We start from the raw sequence: 18,398 nt of genomic DNA on the forward strand, positions 1-18,398 counted from the left end.
GTCACTCTCACAAGACCTTGGGCGCTCCAGGTATCTGCCGCAGGGCCATCGTCGCGAACCAACTCAACACAACGGTGAGCACGAACCCGATCGGTGCTTTCGCGGTCGCTGGCATGTCGTAGTCGAAGAGCAAATACTGCAGCCAGAGCGCGATCGGGTAGTGAACCAGAAACATGCCGTAGGCATCGGCCTGCATGAGATCCAGCACGCTCCTGCCCGAGTGGGAAAACCTCAGGAAATAGGCCAGGATCAGAAACAGTATCGAGACGCTGAAGACCGTGAAACAAAAGGCGTAGGTCGCCTCATACCAGTTCGGCAGCGGCGACGGATTTCCGAGGTTTTCGCGCTTGATCCCGATCAGCACCCACATGAGGTAGTAGGGCACGATGGTCAGGACCAACCAGTCCCAGCTCACCTTGGACATGCGACCGTCTGGCGCCAGCAAGCCCTTGTCCATGTTCGCGACACCGATGCCAGCCCCGAAGAAGAAGTAGGTGGCGTAGAGCATCACCCGTCCGTGCTGCACGGAGAACGGGCCGAACTCGAACCAGCTCGACGGCCCGTAGTACATCAGCCCGGGCACGTAGAAGGCGGCCGTGACCGCGAGCATGACCGCGAAGAACGCGGCGGGCCGTCGGCGGCCGTACAGCGACAGACGGTTGATGGGATCGAGCATGTTCGGCGAGAGCCGATGAAGCATGCATGCCACCACATCGAACATGAAAAGCACCCAGAGAAACCAGATCGGCCCGCTCGGCCACGGGCCTTTCGTGATCATCGTCCACCAGAACTCGGGAAAGCCGATCTGCGGATGTTGCCGCAGCGAGATGGCGTAATAGGCAAGCGGAATTACCGTGAAGGCGCAGATGACGAACGGCAGACCCAGCCGAAGCAGACGGTCCGCCAGATACTTCGCCGCGCCTTTCCGTGCGATTCCGGGCCATACGAAGAGACCCGACAGGAAGAAGAACATCGCCATGAAGAAGCTGTCGGTGGCGAGCACGATCATGTCGAACCCGAAGAACTCCTTTGGATCCGTGTGACCGTAGAAAGTGTATGGAATCACGGCGTGATGCAGGATGACGATCAACGTCAGGAACGTGCGGGCGCGATCGAGCGACAAGTTGCGTGTCTTGACCTTCGACGCCACACGGCCGGTCTCCGAGCCGGCCGCAAATGAAATGTTGGTCATGCTCGCCCCCCCCTCACGCCACTCAATACTTTCTGACGATGGGCTTCGTCGCGGGCTGCTCAGGAGCCTCCGGCGAGATCTGGAAGGTCACCCAACTGCTCCAGCCGTTCGGCCGGTTCTGAGTTTGCAGATCCTTGTAGGCCTTGAGGTTCAGATAGCCCTGATAGCCTTCGAAGAGCTTCGGGATGAGGAATCCGACTTGGGGGCCGATACCGACCGACATGCCTCGGAAGCCGCCGAGGACCGCGCCAGGTCCGGTGTCATCGGTGATCTGCTGAAAGTAATACCCGGCGACACCGACCTGCACCGTCTTGGTCAGGAACTTCGACGCCGCCCAGTCGAGGTGGAAGTCGATGCCGTTCTGATATTGCAGATCGCGGTTAGGCAGGCTGTAGGTGAGGCCCGCTACGACGGAGAACTCGTTACCGGCCTTGGGATCGAAGTAGGTGTAGCCGCCGCCCACGTCGAAGGCGACGAAGCCGAAGCTGAGATTCGCGAGCCGGCCAGAGTCGTAGGTTCCGCTCGGAATGTTGCCGGTGATGTAGACCATTTCGTTGTGAACGCCCTGGTTCCACTTCAGGGTGCCCTGATAGAAGATGTCCGCGAAGGTCGTTCGGCTGTCCGTACGCGTTCCGGATACGGTGTTGCCGAGCGGCCCCGTGACCGTTCCGCTGATGCCCACCCCGACGTTGCCAGGCGCGCCGAGTACAGTGAAGGCCGCTTGGCCGCCGAGAACCGGCAAGGCCGAGGTGTAGGTGATTCCTTGCACGAGGGCGTCGGCGTGATCGGTGAGACCGACCGCGACGGCGCCGCGCCCGCCGCCGGGAAGGACGAAGTTGGCGCCCCGCCCGCCGGTCGCCGCTAGATGCAGATAAATCGAGGCGTAGGACCATCCCGGAACCGCGGGAACGGCGGCCAGGCTGCCAAAGGTGCCGGGCAGCCAAAAGCTTAGACCGCCTGCATCTGCCAGCGCCGTGTCTACCATCCCGATCGTGGCCATCATGGCCAAAGCTGCTGTTCCCGTTTTCATCGTTCCGTCTCCCCGTTCAGCGCCCGAATCCGGACGTTCGCTTCACCTAGTCGGCCTTACTATTTCCGGCCATTTTCCGGCGAGCAGTCCCTCGGCAACACAATTTCCGGAAGTGTGCTTCCGAAGCATCTTTCAGGGTTCTACGATCACCTTCAGGGCGCCCGTTTCTGCGGCGCGCGAGAAGATGTCGTGGGCTTCCATGATCTGATCGAGGCTGAACCGGTGCGTGATCAACCGCTTCGGCTCGATGCGCTTCGAGACGACCGTCTTCATCAGCATCGGCGTGGAAACGGTATCGACCAGACGGGTCGTGATCGAGATGTTCCGCGACCAGAGCAGTTCCAGGTGAACGTCGACCTTGACGCCATGTACGCCGTCGCGACGATACCGCCCGGCGCGATGATCTCCGTACAGAGCTCGAAATTCGCGGGAACTCCGACGGCTTCGACGGCCGTGTCGACCCCGGCTTCGCCGGTCAACTTCATCACTCGATCGACCGCCTTGCCGTCCCCGCTGTTGACTGTCTGCGTCGCGCCGAACTGCCGCGCGATGGCAAGACGCTTGTCGTCCAGATCGATCATGATGATCTCGGCCGGCGAATAGAACTGCGCGGTCAACAGCGCCGCCAGCCCAACCGGCCCTGCGCCCACGATGGCGACGGTCGAACCTGGGGCGATCTTGCCGTTGAGCACACCGCATTCGAAGCCGGTCGGCAGGATGTCGCTGAGCATGACGAGAGCTTCTTCGTCCACGCCTTCCGGAACGTGGTAGAGACTGGTGTCCGCGTGAGGCGTGCGGACGTACTCGGCCTGGGTGCCGTCGATCGTGTTGCCGAAAATCCAGCCGCCGGTCCGGCACTGCGAATACATCCCGCGCCGGCAGAAGTCGCACTTTCCGCAGGACGAGATGCAGGAGATGAGCACCTTGTCGCCTGGCTTGAAGGAGGTGACGCCGGCGCCGATCTCCTCGACGACCCCGATCCCTTCGTGGCCGAGGATGCGTCCCGGCGTGCAGGTCGGCACGTCGCCCTTGAGGATGTGCAGATCCGTGCCGCAGATCGTGGTCTTCACGATCTTCACCACCGCATCGCCGGGCTGCTTGATCGAGGGTTTTGGGCGCTCCTGCAGCGACTTCTCGCCTTTCCCGGAATAGACCAATGCCTTCATGCGCGGCTCCTTCAGAACGGATTGACGTAGTTGAGGATCGCCACCTGCCGCAGCAGGACGCGTCGGATGACATGGCTGACCTTGACATGGTCGGTGAAGATGGCGGCCGTTCCGGTCGCGCCTGCGGGAAGTCGCTTCGCAAAGACGTCATCGTCGAGCTTCACGCGCACGACGAAGGGCGCGGACTCGATGCCCTTCGGCGCGACGGCCGCTCCTGACGTCTGGGCCTGCCCGCTTGCGATCGCCTGCAGAACGCTTTCGACCACCCCGGTGTAGACGCGGCCCGGCACGAACTTGAACGCGACCTCCACCTCCTGGCCCGGCTGGACGTAGCGCGCGTCGATCTGATCAATCTCGACGCCGATCAGCGTGTTCGAGGTGTCTATGAACGCCATCACCGGCGACAGGGGCAGGTTTGCCACGCGTGCGCCTTTGCGCAGCGCGACGTTCGTCACGTACCCGTCCGCCGGTGCGCGGACCACGGTCTTGTCGAGATTCCACTGCGCGCTTTCGAGCTGGCCGGAAAGCTGATCCACTTCGGACTGCCGCTGCTCCACGTCGAAACCGCGCCCGGCGTCGCGTTCGTAGAGTTGCGTCATCTGCCCCAATCGGGTCTTGGCGAGCTTGTACTGGGCGTCGATGGACTTGACCTGCGCCGAATATGGCGTCGGGTCGATCTTGAACAGCACGTCGCCGGCCTTCAGCGGGGTGTTGGCCGAAACGGGAACGTCCGTCACCTCGCCCGCGACGTCGGGCACGATGGAAACCGCGTTTCGGACCACGATGGCGGGTCCCTGCGGCGCGCCCCATCCCATCGGAATGAACAGGCCAATGTTCAGCAACAGCAGAACAATCAAGGGCGAGGCCTTCCAGAATGCGTTGAAGCGGATGATGCCGAGCCAGACCAGGCTGAACAGGAGCGCCACGTACAGCGCCATCAATGCGATCATCATGGCCGCGTCTCCTGGCTCCGGCGCGCCGGCACGTCGACGTAGGCCCAAATCATCGCGATCGGCCAAAGCGCGAAGCCAAAGACCAACGTGATCCATCCGGCGACGGTGACGGCTTCAGCCCAGGGGTGACCGCGTCGCCGAGCCACGTGACCGGGCGTCGATCCCAACAGCCAGACGACCAGCACGGCCACTGCGATCAGGATGCACAAGACGATCCAGGCGAAGATGTCGTAGCCGCTCATGTCGTCGCTACCGCTTCTCTACGTTCGGCAGTTTGTAGCTGCCTCGAAGCACTGCTTCCGTGGGCACGTAGGCCCGCACGATCAGCGCAAATTGCCCGTCCGGCGCGGGAAGCCAGTTAGCGCGCGCCGTCGCATCCGCCGGCTGTTCGCGGGCCAGCGTGATCGTTAGCGATCCGTCGTCGCCGAATTTAAGCTCGTTGGCGTCGAGGCTGACGGTGCCAATGTTGGTGCGGCCGTTCGGAGAGTTTGGCAGCATGAAGTAGTCCTTGTCGTACATCGTCAGCGACCAGAAGCCGCCGCGCGTGCGGTCCATGGGAGGCAAGGCGTCCTTGAGAAATGTCATCGTGTATGTGTGACGGCCATCGAGCAGAGCGCCCTTGGCATCCGTCCCGCGCACGAAATACGTCGCCTCCCGGGAGTCGTTGACGTAGATGTAGATCACGGTGGCCTGGGCTCGGCTGAACCAGTCGGTGCCCCATAGCCCCGCCCCCTCCTGCCTCTGCCAACCGTTCCCGGCATCCACTCCCACCTGCACGTAGGTGCTACTAGCGTGCAGAGCCGCATCCGCCGCCAGCGCGCCCCGGTCGAGCAGGGTCTTGTATTCGGGGCTGGACTTGCGCAGCGCTATCAGCGTCCTGGCCTGGCTGGCCATCGCCATATCGTCGTGACCGACCGTGGGATTCGCCGCCAGCATCTTTTCGGCGTCGTCCCAGAACGTCTTGGGATTGACCCATTGCGGCCGGCTGGCGTCCGGATCCTCCTTGATTATCTGCGCGGTGACCCCCGGCGGATAGACGGAGTTCGCAGCGACGGCCTTACAGTCCTTCGTCTGTTGTCCCGGCGCGTTCTTGCTGAGCGGATACATGCCGATCTGGTCGAGCACCGCGAGCGCCCTGGCCTTCGCTTCGGGCGTGCGGGCCGCGAAGCTGCGCGGAAAGACACCGGCTATGTTGGTCGGCATGCGCAGTATATCGATGTAGCCATCCGGCTTCTGTCCCTTCCAGTCCGGGCCGACCAGCAGGAACTTGCCGCCGGGGGTCTTGGAGGCGGAGCCGAGCTGATGGACCACGTTGGTGAAGACATCGACGATCTGCACCGTCCAGTAGTGGCCTTGCGGGGCGTCCGTAGGCGTTTGAATGACCGCGGGCTCCACCCCGAGATTGGCGAAGCCGGCTCCGTAGAATGTGTCGTTGTTGGGGGTGACGACCCAGCGCTGCGAAGGCGACATGTAGTCGGACAGGCAGCTCGTCGTATTCATCGGAGCACCCGGAAGAAGACCCAGCATGGCGCCTGGGCCGTCCTTCATCATCTGCCACATGTTCGTGCGGCCGAAAGTATCAACGGCTGGATAGGCCCAATGGTAGACGATGCGAGCGAGCGCTTCGACGTACTCCTCGTTGGCCAGTTGCGCCGGCACGCCGGCCGAACGGGGCAGGTCCGCGTGCGCGGGCGATAGCGCCCGCGCTGCATATGGAATCTGATCCAAGGTTTGCGCGCTCGCGGCGAGCGGGACCAGAACGGCGAAGGCAAACAGAGCGCTCTTTTCGTTCATGGGATTCCTCCCTGTGCCGGTTATTGTGCCGCCGCCTTTTCGACGTTCGGCAACTTCCACGTCTTCTCGAAAAAGGCTTTGGTGGGGCCGTAGAGCCGAAACATCAGCTCAAACTTCCGGGCAGGATCGGTCGGGATCCAGTTCGACTCCTTGCCAGCGGGTGCCTTCGGGCCCAGATACAGGTCCACCGAGCCGTCCGCATTCTTCTGCAGCTCGGAAACATTCGAAGCACGGCTGGCGCGATCGACATTCCTGATGAGCGCGTGGGTCTGGCGGTCGTAGGCCGTCAGCGACCAGTATTGCTCGATCGGCACGTTCGGAGGGACAGTCAGCCGGTAGTTCTTTCCACCTTCATAACCATGACCGTCTTTGTCCTTGATGTTAATGAGGTAGAACTGGCCGCCCCCTAGTCGCTTGATGCCGATGTACGCATAGGTGTAGGCGAGACCGCGCGAATCGATGGGATAGGAATTCGGCTCCTCGAAGTCGGCCGCCGCGGCCTGGATCAGCTCGGGAGGGGCCGGGAAGGTCCAGTGCGTCCCCTCGAAGAAGGGGGTGAGACCGGCGTCGAATTTTGCCGCCAAAAACATTTGTGCTTCCCGTATTCCGCTTGCGAGCGCCTGCTTCGTGGCGGCACTGGGAGCGAAGGGCTTGCCCTTCTCGATGCCGAGGGACTTCACCTGATCGATCATGACGCGGTCACGTTCGAGCCACGGTTCGCTCTGCACGATACGGTTGAGCCCCTCGAAGAAGCTTTCGTCGTACTTGATGGTGGAGTCGAAGACGGTGTCCTTGACGTCGGTGAACACGACCGCTGGCGGAGCGGAAGCCTGAGAGAGCGGATAGATCTGGACGCGCTTGCCGTACGCCAACGACTTCGCAACGTCCGCTTCGCTGTGGCTGATGAGATTGGATCGGAACAGGGCATAGCTGCCGAACGTACCGGGCTGCAGCGCGACATAGCCGTCCGGAATCTTTGCCGAATAACCGGGAGGAAGGAGCAGCAACTTCACTCCGGCCCCCTTGTCGACCCCCAACTGGCCGGCGTCCTCGAGTGGGCGTTGGAAGACGTTGACGATGTTGGCGTTGAGAGAGCCGTCGGGACCGGCCGGCGGCACGTCGATGACGATGGGGCCGACGTCCTTGGTGTTGAAGAACGCCATGAAGTAGAGCGTGTCCGGATTAGGCGTCAGGGTTTGGTTGCGCCAATCGAGCGGGCGGCCCCAGTAGATCATCTCGTTCACTTTGCCCGGAGTCTTGCTCAACATTTCCTGAAGCATCAGATCGTAATTGACCGCCGGCATGCCCCAGATCACCGCTTCAACCGCGCGGCGCTGGGTGTCGCGGGCTGCGAGGTCTTCTTTGGGAATGTTCTGTGACTGTGACTGTGACTGTGCCTGAGTAATGGTGCAGCTCAGCACGAGGGCAAACAATAGTTTTTTCATGTCTCGTTTCTCCTGCTGGATCGTCCACTATTGTTCGTTTCGTAGCGGACGAACGAAGAAGCTTTTAGCTTGCGGCAAATGCTGACGGATCATCTGAGAACCTTTCTGATGCTAGAAAGCCAGCGAGGGCGCCGGGGCGATGTGGCGGGGGCGGCCTTTGGCGCCGGCGCGAACGCCTCCGTCGAAAGAGCCGCGGCAGCAACGATGGAGGACGTTCCGAGGAGATGGTTGCGGCGGTCGATCGGCTTGCTTCGGTAATTGACGTCGCTGCTCATTCGGACTCCCTGCGTGTCGTGCTACGCCATCAAAGAAAAGCTTGCTAAGATGCCATAACAGCTCATGGCGCGGTCGCTCCTTGGTGAACGTCAGTGCGCCTCCGAAATAGCGGCCTTGAACTCCTGGAGCGCGCTCACCCTCACCGCGTAGGTGAGTTTCGCATTGTTGAGATGGGTGCATCCGTGCCGGAGTTCGATTCTTCAAGCTTCTCCTCGTTCTCCGCGATCGCACGGTCGAGCCGTTCCAGAATCAGGTCCACTGTCATCATGGCTTCGCCTCCTCTGATCTTTCTGGGAAGATCGTCTTCCAGTCCTGCTTCATGTCAACTACGGTCCAGCCCCGCAGCCGGGCCTCGTCGAGCGCCTTGTCGAGCTTTCCGATCTTGGACCGGCGGTCATAGGCGTACTCGCGCTCGCCGTCTGTGTGGTGCACGATGCCGGCAAAGCGCGGTCCGCTTCCGGCCGCGGTCCACTGCAGCATCTGCAGATCTCCGTCGGAGTTGCCGAACGCGAAGATCGGACGACGGCCGATGAACCGATTGATGCCCGATGGCTTGCCCGGGCCGTCATCGATGAACTCGACCTTCGTGAGCTTCATCAGCACCGGCTTGCCGTCGGCGCCCATCGTGAACTGCGTGGCACCGGAAGAACCAACCACCTGCTCCGGCGGAATCCCGTATGCTTTCTCGGCCCAGACCCGCATGAACTCCACGCCCCCGCCTGAAACGATGAAGGTCTTGAAACCGTTGGTGCGGAGGTAGTCGAGCAGCTCGACCATCGGCTGGTAGATCAGCGTGTTATACGGCCGGTTGAACCGCGGATGCTTGGCCTCACTGAGCCACTCCGCCACAAAAGTCGCGAACGCGTTGGTCGTCATGCCCCCGTGCGAGACCGCAAGCAATCCGAGCGCGCCCTTCTCGCCCTGGGCGGCCAGCTCCGCATTGTCGCCGGAAAGAAAGGCCTTGAAGGGCTGCTGCTTCTTTCCATTCGGGATGCTCCGGCGCGAGGTCTTGACCCGGTCGAGCGCGAAGACAGCCTGGAAGTACAGCGGCTGCTCGCACCACAGCGTCCCGTCGTTATCGAACGTCGCGATGCGGGCGGCCGCCGGCACGAAGTCGGGCCCTCCGTCTCTTGTGACCCGGGCAATGAATTCGACGATGGCGCTCTTCGCCGCACCTTCGTTCCAGGACGGCAGGGGACTGCTCTGCGCGCGGGCGGCAGCGACGCCGAGCACGTAGAGTGTCACCAGCGTGAAGATGACCATGCCCCTTGGCTGCATCCGCCGCGCGGATCGTGCATCGTAATGCCTCGTCATCTCGCCACCTTCTGCATGCTTGGGGCTGCCGATCTAGCTACCGTTGGATTGATCTGCTGCGGGAGAACCGGCGCCTGGTCCCTGCTGGCGCGCCGCCTCAGTCGGGTGCGCGCCGACCCGGCATGCCTGATGAGCCTGCGTAGCGAGCAAGCGCCTTCCGAGCGAGCCGGCGCGAACAGATCGTTCCGCAGCGCCGCGATCTGTCGCGAGAGCTCGGGATCATTCGCCGCCACGGCGAGACCGTCGAGCGTGCTCGCCGTGCCCGACGGACCGAACCGCTGCTGCCATTCCAGCAGGCGGAAGTAAACCGCCGCAGGTCCACATCGACGGGCCCTCCGCAACTGTCGGAACGACCAGGATTCTGAAGCCAGGTACGCCGCCCGACGACGACGGGTCCACGCCGCCAACCGCCGAACCGCCGGTGGGGCAACCCACGCAATTCCGGCAAGAGCTGCAACGACGACCAACCCGAGCACCCAATGGTCGGCGGCCGCCTCCAGCAGACTTCGCAAGTCCCAACGATTTTCTACGTAGGAGCCTCCCGATGACTCGCCCGGTATCGTAAAGTCGACTGCATCGACTTGTGCGCGGTCGATCTTGCCCTCGTTCATGTTCCACCAGTCGATCTCGACGGCCGGCAGCGAGTATCGGCCGGGCCGCTCGATCATGTAGGTCGCCGAGTCCATGCGCGTTGCGGTTCTGACCGGCGGCCTTCCTGTGCTGCCGTCCTCCAGAACGGGCTGCGCCGGGTACGCTTTGAGTCCATCCAACGAGGCAAACGTCTGCGGCGGCAGCAGCATCGCCGGCGTTCCTTCGGCGGTGATGGTTATCGTCCGCGTGATTGCATCGCCGACCTTGAGCTGGTCCGACGATCGCTTGATCGACTGATCGACAGTCAGCTTGCTCGCGGACACGAAGGGGTGCAGTTCGCTCGCGCCTTTCGGCAGGAAGGCCTCGAATGCGATCTCGGGCAATCCGATTTCCACTTGGCGCGTAGCCGGCGGCTCGGCCGCGTATCTGATCCTGACGCTCCGCCCGGAGATGGCGTAGGTGCCGGGCGCCTGCGGATACAGCGCGTACTCGAAGCGAACTCCGGCATAGGTCAGGCCGTCCCGCACGTCGTTGATGTTGACGGTCGAGAGCTGATGCGTCACCACGTTGCGCAGCTCGAGGCCCGGCAGTTCGGGCGGCGCGGTCATGTAGTTCGGTGCCAAAACCGATATCTGAAGCGTCGCCTGCTGCCCCACCACGACCCGCTGCGGGGTGATCGTCAACCGAACGAGCGGCTCGGGCGCCCCCTGCGCGTGCACCTGCTGCAGCAGGAGGGCGGCCACTGCCGAGACGAGCAAATAGGGCGCGGCGCGATTCATGGTCTGCTCCCGGTTTGCGAGGTGCCGGCCTGGATGGCGAACTTCCGTTTGAGGAAGTCCGCCGGCGTCGTCTGGACCTGTCGCATCCAGGCTTCCGCGGCACCCGGAGTCGTGACGTCCTCGGCAGTCACCTTGATGGTCTTGCCGCCCTTTTGATCGGGATCGACCCGCGTCTCGTCCGCCTTCTCGTCCGGAGGCGTCGGATCGTCTTGCTCCTGCTTGCGCCGCTTCGCCTCGCGGGCATCCAGCGCGGCCTGCACGATGGCCTGGTTGGTCTTGGCCGGAACGTTGCCTGGCTGGGCGGCGAGCACCTCGTCGTAGGCCTTCAGAGCCTTCTCGAACGCGTGGTTCTGCGCCTGCGCGTTGCCGAGGGCGAACTTGCCGTCGAGACCGTCCACGCCCGCGAACGCCTCGGCGGCGGCGAGGAAGTCGTAGGCGCGGTAGGCGGCGATCCCGCGCCACATCGGATCGGCGAACAGTTTGGCCGCGGCCGCATAGTCTCCGCGATCGAAGGCCAGCCGCCCTTGCTGGTCGGGCGTCAGCCACAGGTTCAGGAAGCGCGACGATCCCTCGGCCCGCGCCTGCCCAACCTGCAGCGCGACCACCAGGATGGTAGCCCAGGCGACAGTGGTGCCCTTCCGGAACCAAAGCAGGGTGAGCAGAGCAAGCGGCGCCAGCAGCCAGAAGCCCTCGTCCCGCCATCGGGCGCCGAAGGTATCTCCCTGAGCCGCCTGGAAATGCGTCTCAATCCGGCGCTCCAGGCGCTGAATGTCGGCCCCGTCAACGCTGACGGAAACCACCTCGCCAGCCTTCCACGTCGGCGGAAACGGGGTTAGGGCGAGCGCGGCGAGCGTGTTGCGCCCCGCAGCCTCTACCGACGCCGCAGACCCGTTTTTGTCGACCGCGTCGGCGACCAGCAGAATGGTCCCGGCGACCGGCTCGTCCGCGAGGGCCTGAGAAGCGACACGAACGGCACCAGGCACGTTATCGCCGTCGCTTGGCATCAGCGTCGGAGACAACGCCGCAAGAAACGGCTCGATGACGGCTCGGTCGTCGGTCAAGGGCATAACCAGGTGCGCCGTTCCGGCATAGGCGACGAGGCCGGTTCGGGCGCCGGCGCGGGCGGCGAGCAGGTCCCGAATTTTCTGCTTGGCCCGCTCAAGCCGCGAAGGCGCGACGTCGGTCCTATTCATCGACGACCCGACCGCCAGCGCGATCATCAGGGGCGCCTTGTCCTCCACGAAGGGAGGCAACTCGCGCCGCCAGGTCGGCCCCGACAAGGCGACGACGCCGAGCACCATGCCGGCCGCAACCAGATAGAGCGGGTCGACACTGCGACCGTTGTCGGGGCTGACGATGAGATGTCCCAGAAGATGAGGTGCGATAACCCCGCCCCATTGCGCCCGCACGTTGCGCCTCCGTAGCAAAATCGCGAACACACTAACTATTGGAGGCAGCGCCAGAAGCCAGAGAGGGCGCAGCAGATGAAACGAGAGGAGCGCGTCACGCATGACGGACCTCACGCAGATTTCGCCGTTCGCTTCCCAACAGCAACGCCAACCACAAGAGCAGACCCAGGACCACGGCTGCGCCGAGCGGCCACTGGAACAGCGGTAGCTTTGGCCGCCATGACAGCGTCTGCAGCCTGCCTGGGACCAACCTGTCGATGTCGGCATAGATCGCTCGAAGCTGCGCTCCGTCCTCGGCGCGGAAGAAGTGTCCGCCCGTGGTGTTCGCGATGCCCTGCAGCACCGACAGGTCGACGCGGTTCTCTCCGGACGCTGCAGGATCGCCGACGCCGATTGTGTAGACGGCGACCTCGTTCTGACGGGAGATGTCGGCCGCATGTTCCGGAGGCACGCGGCTTGCCGTGTCGTTGCCATCGGTCAGAAGAACCAGGAGCTTCTGCTTCGCCGCGCTTGCCGCGAAAGTCTTGATGGCGAGCCCGATCGTGTCGCCTATCGCGGTCTGCGGGCCGGCCATCCCGACCGAGGTCTGCTCGAGCAGAAGCTGCGCCGTCCGCAAATCCTGAGTGAAGGGCACCTGGACGAAGGCCTTGGTCCCGAACAGGATCAGCGCCACGCGGTCGCCTTTCCGCCGAGCGATGAACTCCTTCACGACCTCCTTTACGCCGTCGAGCCTCGTCAGAACTTCGCCTTCCGCCGCCTTGAAGTCGTGCTGATCCATCGATCCGGAGATGTCGATGGCGAGGATCAGGTCGCGTGCGGAGACCTCGCGCGTCACGGGCTCGCCGACCCATTGCGGCCGCGCCAGCGCGGCCACCAGCAACACCCATATGGCGCTGGCCGCGATCATCTGCACGGCCCGGCGTTCGATCACGACCGCGCCCTGCTGCGGGGTCTGGCCTGTGGCGGCCGCGAGCCGATCGAAAAATGGCACCTGGATGGACGCCTGACGACCACGATACGGGGGCGCCGCCCACCAAACCAGCAACGGGAGCGGCAGCAACAGAAAAGCCCACGGCCAAGCGAACTCAAGCATGGTGTCCCCTGATCCAGCGGCGGACGAGAGCAACGAGTGCTTCCACTTCCTCCTGCGTCGGCGGCACCCGCTGATAAGGACCGTTCGCCAGCAGGCGCCCGACCCCTTCCGAAAAGTCCTTGCCTCCGTAGCTCCGGTCCAGAAAGGCCAGCCAGGCTGGACCAAACAGCGGCGCGACCTCTTCGCGCGGAAAAGCGGTGAGCGCCGTCCTCCTGACCAATATCGCAAGGTCGGCGAGCAGGTCCACTTGCGCGTGCTCTTTCATCCGGCTCAACTCGGAGAGGGCGCGCCGCCGGTACCGGTTGACGCGGCGCAGGTAAGCCCACCGCCAAACGCCGGCGATCACGGCGACCAGCAGGAGCACCGACGAGAGCCGCGCCTCCCAGGTCTGCGGCCAGAAGCCGACTGCTCGCGGCAACGGGATATCGATGAGGCCCGCCACCGGATCCGGCGTTATGGTCCGTGGCTCAGCCAAGGTTCGCCTCCGTCCGCCCATAAGAGGCACCGCGTCCAGTTCGACCAGGCAGGCCGCCAAGCAGACGGCGCAGTTGCCTGGCTGTGTCTTCCGCCGCGCTGAGCGGCAGCACCGGCACGCCGAGTTCGTGCGTCCAGGCCAGGACGCCGCCGACGCGTTCGTGCGTTGCCCGTTCGATGTCCCTCCTGACGTTGTCGCGGCCGACTTCTAGGTGGATCTGCAGCGTACCGTCGGTCACCGTCATGCTGGCCGAAGGCGGCAGGTCGCTCTGAAGAGGATCGTGCACTAAGAGCGCCACCACGTCGTTGTGCCGGGCGATCTCCCCGATCACTCGGCGCGTAACCAGGTCCGCGCCGTCGAAGTCGCTGACGACGATGACTGCGGCGTCGTGCGGAGCGCGCCGCCGGGCGCGATCGAGCGCCCTGTTGAGCATAGCGGGCGAAGATGCCAAGCCGAGCCCGACGCCAAGAGCCTTGTTCTGATCGACGACGGAAGAAAGTATCTGCAGCGCCGTGGCGCGGCTTCGCCGCGGTTTGATGTCGACGAGTTCTCGATCGTTGAAGACGACGGCTCCGATGCGGTCGCCGGCACCGAGAACGCGCCACGTGGCGAGAGCCGCCGCCTCCGCAGCGGTCACGGATTTCATGGCGCGTCTGCTGCCGAAGAACATCGAAAGACGCTGGTCGACGACGAGGATTGCCTGCCGGTCCCGCTCCTCGTCGAAGACGCGGATATGGGCTTTTTGCAGCCGCGCCGTCACTTTCCAATCGATCGATCGGACATCGTCGCCGGCGCGGTAGTCCCGGATCTCCTCGAAGTTCAAGCCACGTCCCCGCATCCGAGAGGCGAAACGTCCGGACAAGAGGCTATGCACCGGCTGTCGCGGGAGGAACGAGACGTTGCGCCCGCGATATTCCAGCGCGATCAGGTCATCGAGATCGACGTATACGCCAGAACTTTTCGAGGGCTGCTGTTGCATGGGAGGCCTCAAGCAGGTGCGACGAGTTCGGCGATCTTGTCGATCACCTCGTCCGCCGAAATCTGTTGGGACACCGCTTCGTAGCTCAGCATCAGGCGGTGACGAAGGCAATCATGCATAACCGCGCGGATGTGGTCCGGCGTCATGAATTCACACCCATCGAGCCAAGCCCGGGTGCGGGCGCAGCGATCGAGCGCGAGACTGCCGCGAGGACTGGCCCCGATCTGGATCCACTTGCCGAGCGCCTCGCCATAGCGGCCGGGAAAGCGGGTCGCGTAGATGACATCGACGATGTACTTCTGCGCAAGATCTGACACGAAGATGCCGTCGATCTCGCGGCGGGCATCGAAGATCGCCTGCTGCGAGAGGGGCGCAGGCTCGGCGACGCGATCCTTCGGCACGTGCGCGTTCTCCGCCCGGTTGAGCTTGATGATCTCGCCCTCCGTGGCCTCATCGGGATAGGTGATGACAACGTGCATCAGGAAGCGATCGAGCTGGGCTTCCGGCAGCGGATAGGTGCCCTCCTGCTCGATCGGATTCTCCGTCGCCAGCACCATGAACAGTTCCGGCATCCTGTAGGTCTTGCCCGCGACGGTGACCTGACGCTCTTCCATCGCCTCCAGCAGAGCCGACTGAACCTTTGCCGGGGCGCGGTTGATCTCGTCCGCCAGCACCAGGTTGGCGAAGATCGGCCCCTTCTGAAACTGAAACTCACCGCCCTTCTCAGTTTGAACGTAAATCTCCGCTCCCGTCACGTCCGATGGCAGTAGATCGGGCGTGAACTGCACGCGCGACAGATTGGCGGCAAGGTGTTTGGCGAGTGTCTTGACGGCGCGGGTCTTTGCCAGCCCCGGGAGGCTTTCAAGCAGCAGATTGCCGTTGGCGAGCAGGCCGATCAGCATGCTCTCGATCAGTCTTTCCTGGCCGAGCACCGACAACCCGATCCGTCTCTTGAGTTCGAGTACGGACTCGCGCGCAGACGAAGTTTGCCTCGTCCCGGCGGCTCCGATGATCGTGCTGGCTCCTGCCATCGTGGCTCTCAACCCAAGGTACACTTCGTTGACAAGCACCAACCGTCCTCCGCTCCAGGCGACGTGGGCTTCCGCCGCGGGCCGAAATGCATCCGGACCGCGGCATCGAGTTCGTTAGCAGCCCACCGGGCATGGCGAGCCGCTCTACCTTCCCGCATCCTTGGCGAAGTTCGCTTTGATCTTGGCATCGACCTCGCGCGCGACCTGGTCGATCGAGAACGTCGCCGGCTCCTGACTGGGCGGATACTCGACGAACGTCTGCAGGAAGACCGCCGCGTGCGCGGTGATCTGCGCGACGATGGGAGCGTTCCTCGCCAACCAGTCGTAGTATTGATCGGACACGATGTCGGCCTGCTCGAACGGGTCCATGCGCAAATGATAGATTTTCGGAATCCTGAGCGTCGTGAACGGCTCCTGCCAGACCTGGAAGCCGCCGGGATGCTTCATCTCCGTGAAGACCGCCTTGTAGTCGCCCAGACGATAGGCGACGAGAACGCTGTCGTCGTTGAAGTAGGCGAACTCGTTGCGCGCGCTCTTGGGCTGTTGGCCCGTGAGGAAGGGAAGCTGATTGTATCCATCGAGATGCACCTTGAACGTTTTAGGTCCGACGGGCGTCCCCTTGAGCAGACGATCCTTGATGTCGGTGTCGCCCGCGGCCGCCAGCAGAGTGGGGAACCAGTCGAGACCTGAGAACATTTCGTTCGTGACCTCGCCGGCCTTGATGCGCCCGGGCCATCGGATCATGGCCGGCACTCGGAAGGCGCCTTCGAAGTTCGAATCTTTCTCGTTGCGGAACGGCGACGTCGCGGCATCCGGCCACGACCACCGATTGGGACCGTTGTCGGTCGTGTAGATGACGATGGTATTCTCGGCGATTCCGAGGTCGTCCAGAGTCTTCAGGAGCTTTCCGACGTCTTCGTCGTGCTCGATCATGCCGTCCGCATAGAAGTTGCCAGGCATTCCGCTCTGGCCGACCATCGAGGGACGCACGTGGGTGAAAAGATGCATCCGCGTGAAGTTCATCCAGCAGAAGAACGGCTTGTTCGCCTTCGCCTGTCGCTGGATGAAATCGACGGCGGCATCGCTGGTTTCGTCGTCGATCGTCTCCATCCTCTTGCGGTTGAGCGGCCCCGTGTCCTCGATCTTTCCGTCCGCGGAGGCCTTCAGCACGCCGCGCGGAATCTGTTTGAACAGGGGATCGTTCTTGGGATAGCTGGGATACTCCGGCTCTTCCTCGGCGTTCAGATGATAGAGGTTGCCGAAAAACTCGTCGAACCCGTGATTATGCGGCAGGTATTCGTCGCGGTCGCCCAGATGGTTCTTGCCGAACTGTCCAGTCGCGTAGCCGAGCGGCTTCAGCGCCTGGGCGATCGTAACGTCGCGATCCTGCAGTCCCGCCGGCGCGCCGGCCACGCCGACCTTGGAAAGCCCGGTGCGCTTGCAGGACTGCCCCGTGATGAACGTGGACCGTCCGGCCGTACAACTGTTTTCCGCGTAGTAGTCGGTGAACATCACGCCTTCCTTGGCGATGCGGTCGATGTTCGGCGTCTTGAAGCCCATCACGCCGAACGAATAGCAACTCAGGTTCGTCTGCCCGACGTCGTCGCCGAAGATGACGAGGATGTTCGGCTTTTTGCCGGACGAATTCGGTGTCGGAGACGTCGCCGGCGCGGCTTTCTGCGCCTGAGCGCTGGCTCCGGAGGTCATCGCTGCCGCGGCGATCAGCGATGACGTGCCGAGGAGCAGATTGCGTCGGTCCATCGTTTTCTTGTTCTCGTTCTCGGTGTTCTTGACGTCGTCGCTCATTCGACACTCCCTACGTTGCAGAACGCTCTGGTGAAGCTCGGAAGACAGATGTACGGACGACGCACCTGAAGCCCACGTGGCTGGCCGACGTATCGATCGCCTCGGCGTGCCGCGCGGCAGGGCGGTACCTACGGCAGTAGTTCGGCGCGCAGAGATGCGACCCACCCTTCAGCACCTTGCGCCCGATCCGGATGTCCGGCTGGTTCGGATCGAGGCTCGCCTCCTCGCGCCCGCCGCGCGGGTTCTTCGGGATGCAGCACGAATTCGCCGCATCGGCCGGGTGCCCCGCCGACCACCAGTCGGACGTCCACTCCCAGACGTTGCCGATCATGTCGTGAACGCCGTAGGCGTTCGGCGGAAAGGTCCGGACCGGCGAGGTACGCTCGAAGCCATCGTCGGCGAGGTTCTGGATCGGAAAGGTGCCCTGCCAAGTGTTCGCCATATGCCGCCCCTGGGGCGTCAGCTCCTCGCCCCAGGCGAATTCCGCTCCTTCGAGCCCGCCGCGGGCCGCGAACTCCCACTCGGCTTCGGTCGGAAGATCCTTGCCGGCCCAGCGGGCGTAGGCGAGCGCGTCGTCGTAAGACACGTGTACGACGGGATGGTCGTCGAGACCCTTGATGTTGGTCTTGGGGCCGTAGGGCCGCCGCCAGCACGCGCCCTTCATGAAGCTCCACCACTGGCCGCAATCGCCGAGATCCGTCACGCGGCGCGGCGGCGAGAACACCAGCGAGCCGGCGTAAAGCATCTTCACCAGCGCGCCCGGATAATCCTTCGGGTCCGGCACCTTTTCGGCCGTCGTGACGTAGCCGGTCGTGTTGACGAAATCCTTGAACTGCCGGTTCGTCACCGGCGTCTCGTCGATCCGGAACGCATCGACCTGCACGCGATGCGCCGGCGCCTCCTCCGGATAGTGGTGGTCCGAACCCATCCGGAAGAGGCCGCCTTCGATCAGGATCATGCCGTCTTCGATCGGGCGCTCCTGATGCCTATTGGTTTGCATCTGCAACATGGCCCGCGTCACCGGCAGTAGTCCCAAAACCCCTGCCTGCGTGACGGGTCGGTGTA

General features: G+C 63.5%; 16 protein-coding genes and 1 pseudogene. All 17 read right to left on the reverse strand.

The window, feature by feature from the left end; all coding sequences use genetic code 11:
* Positions 1 to 7 precede the first annotated feature (7 nt).
* The 17 genes and pseudogenes from SE91_RS28170 to SE91_RS28250 all read right to left on the reverse strand — a co-directional run bounded on the left by SE91_RS28170 (position 8) and on the right by SE91_RS28250 (position 18,333).
* Positions 8 to 1,192 (reverse strand): acyltransferase family protein, encoded by a 1,185-nt coding sequence (locus tag SE91_RS28170; RefSeq protein ID WP_061849969.1) that lies wholly within the window; start codon positions 1,190 to 1,192, stop codon positions 8 to 10.
* Positions 1,193 to 1,214: 22 nt separating this feature from the next.
* Complete coding sequence (locus SE91_RS28175) at positions 1,215 to 2,222, reverse strand: SphA family protein (protein WP_061849970.1); 1,008 nt, start codon at positions 2,220 to 2,222, stop codon at positions 1,215 to 1,217.
* A gap of 132 nt (positions 2,223 to 2,354) precedes the next feature.
* Positions 2,355 to 3,388 (reverse strand): annotated as a pseudogene (locus tag SE91_RS28180) (zinc-dependent alcohol dehydrogenase family protein).
* Between the two features lie 11 nt (positions 3,389 to 3,399).
* Positions 3,400 to 4,341 (reverse strand): HlyD family secretion protein, encoded by a 942-nt coding sequence (locus SE91_RS28185; protein WP_061849971.1) that lies wholly within the window; start codon positions 4,339 to 4,341, stop codon positions 3,400 to 3,402.
* A complete protein-coding gene (locus tag SE91_RS28190) occupies positions 4,338 to 4,583 on the reverse strand; it encodes a DUF3302 domain-containing protein (protein ID WP_061849972.1) in 246 nt (81 codons plus the stop codon). The genes SE91_RS28185 and SE91_RS28190 overlap by 4 nt, the downstream gene beginning before the upstream one ends.
* Positions 4,584 to 4,590: 7 nt before the next feature.
* Positions 4,591 to 6,135, reverse strand: coding sequence for a DUF1254 domain-containing protein (locus SE91_RS28195; protein WP_082813854.1), 1,545 nt, complete (start codon positions 6,133 to 6,135; stop codon positions 4,591 to 4,593).
* Between the two features lie 20 nt (positions 6,136 to 6,155).
* Positions 6,156 to 7,580 carry a DUF1254 domain-containing protein gene (locus tag SE91_RS28200; RefSeq protein ID WP_061849973.1) on the reverse strand — a complete coding sequence of 475 codons (1,425 nt, stop codon included), beginning with the start codon at positions 7,578 to 7,580 and terminating at the stop codon, positions 6,156 to 6,158.
* A gap of 415 nt (positions 7,581 to 7,995) precedes the next feature.
* Positions 7,996 to 8,124 carry a hypothetical protein gene (locus SE91_RS38110; protein WP_283806284.1) on the reverse strand — a complete coding sequence of 43 codons (129 nt, stop codon included), beginning with the start codon at positions 8,122 to 8,124 and terminating at the stop codon, positions 7,996 to 7,998.
* Positions 8,121 to 9,089 carry an HAD family hydrolase gene (locus SE91_RS28210; RefSeq protein WP_502687159.1) on the reverse strand — a complete coding sequence of 323 codons (969 nt, stop codon included), beginning with the start codon at positions 9,087 to 9,089 and terminating at the stop codon, positions 8,121 to 8,123. Before SE91_RS28210 ends, SE91_RS38110 begins: the two co-directional genes overlap by 4 nt.
* Positions 9,090 to 9,166: 77 nt before the next feature.
* Complete coding sequence (locus SE91_RS28215; protein ID WP_061849975.1) at positions 9,167 to 10,540, reverse strand: BatD family protein; 1,374 nt, start codon at positions 10,538 to 10,540, stop codon at positions 9,167 to 9,169.
* Positions 10,537 to 12,051 (reverse strand): vWA domain-containing protein, encoded by a 1,515-nt coding sequence (locus tag SE91_RS28220; RefSeq protein ID WP_063921324.1) that lies wholly within the window; start codon positions 12,049 to 12,051, stop codon positions 10,537 to 10,539. Before SE91_RS28220 ends, SE91_RS28215 begins: the two co-directional genes overlap by 4 nt.
* A complete protein-coding gene (locus tag SE91_RS28225) occupies positions 12,044 to 12,940 on the reverse strand; it encodes a VWA domain-containing protein (protein WP_245318553.1) in 897 nt (298 codons plus the stop codon). Before SE91_RS28225 ends, SE91_RS28220 begins: the two co-directional genes overlap by 8 nt.
* A gap of 94 nt (positions 12,941 to 13,034) precedes the next feature.
* Positions 13,035 to 13,517, reverse strand: a complete 483-nt coding sequence (locus tag SE91_RS28230; RefSeq protein WP_197489521.1) for a DUF4381 domain-containing protein — start codon at positions 13,515 to 13,517, stop codon at positions 13,035 to 13,037.
* On the reverse strand, positions 13,510 to 14,496 hold the full coding sequence (locus tag SE91_RS28235) for a DUF58 domain-containing protein (protein WP_061849979.1): 987 nt from the start codon (positions 14,494 to 14,496) through the stop codon (positions 13,510 to 13,512). The genes SE91_RS28230 and SE91_RS28235 overlap by 8 nt, the downstream gene beginning before the upstream one ends.
* A gap of 8 nt (positions 14,497 to 14,504) precedes the next feature.
* On the reverse strand, positions 14,505 to 15,527 hold the full coding sequence (locus SE91_RS28240; RefSeq protein WP_061849980.1) for an AAA family ATPase: 1,023 nt from the start codon (positions 15,525 to 15,527) through the stop codon (positions 14,505 to 14,507).
* A gap of 144 nt (positions 15,528 to 15,671) precedes the next feature.
* Positions 15,672 to 17,333: an arylsulfatase gene (locus SE91_RS28245; protein ID WP_082813856.1), complete on the reverse strand. Its 1,662-nt coding sequence runs from the start codon at positions 17,331 to 17,333 to the stop codon at positions 15,672 to 15,674.
* A 10-nt stretch (positions 17,334 to 17,343) separates the two neighbouring features.
* Positions 17,344 to 18,333 carry a formylglycine-generating enzyme family protein gene (locus SE91_RS28250; RefSeq protein WP_502687181.1) on the reverse strand — a complete coding sequence of 330 codons (990 nt, stop codon included), beginning with the start codon at positions 18,331 to 18,333 and terminating at the stop codon, positions 17,344 to 17,346.
* Positions 18,334 to 18,398: the final 65 nt, after the last annotated feature.

The organism is Bradyrhizobium sp. DOA1, from assembly GCF_001593325.1.
In the GTDB taxonomy this organism is placed as follows: Bacteria; Pseudomonadota; Alphaproteobacteria; order Rhizobiales; family Xanthobacteraceae; genus Bradyrhizobium.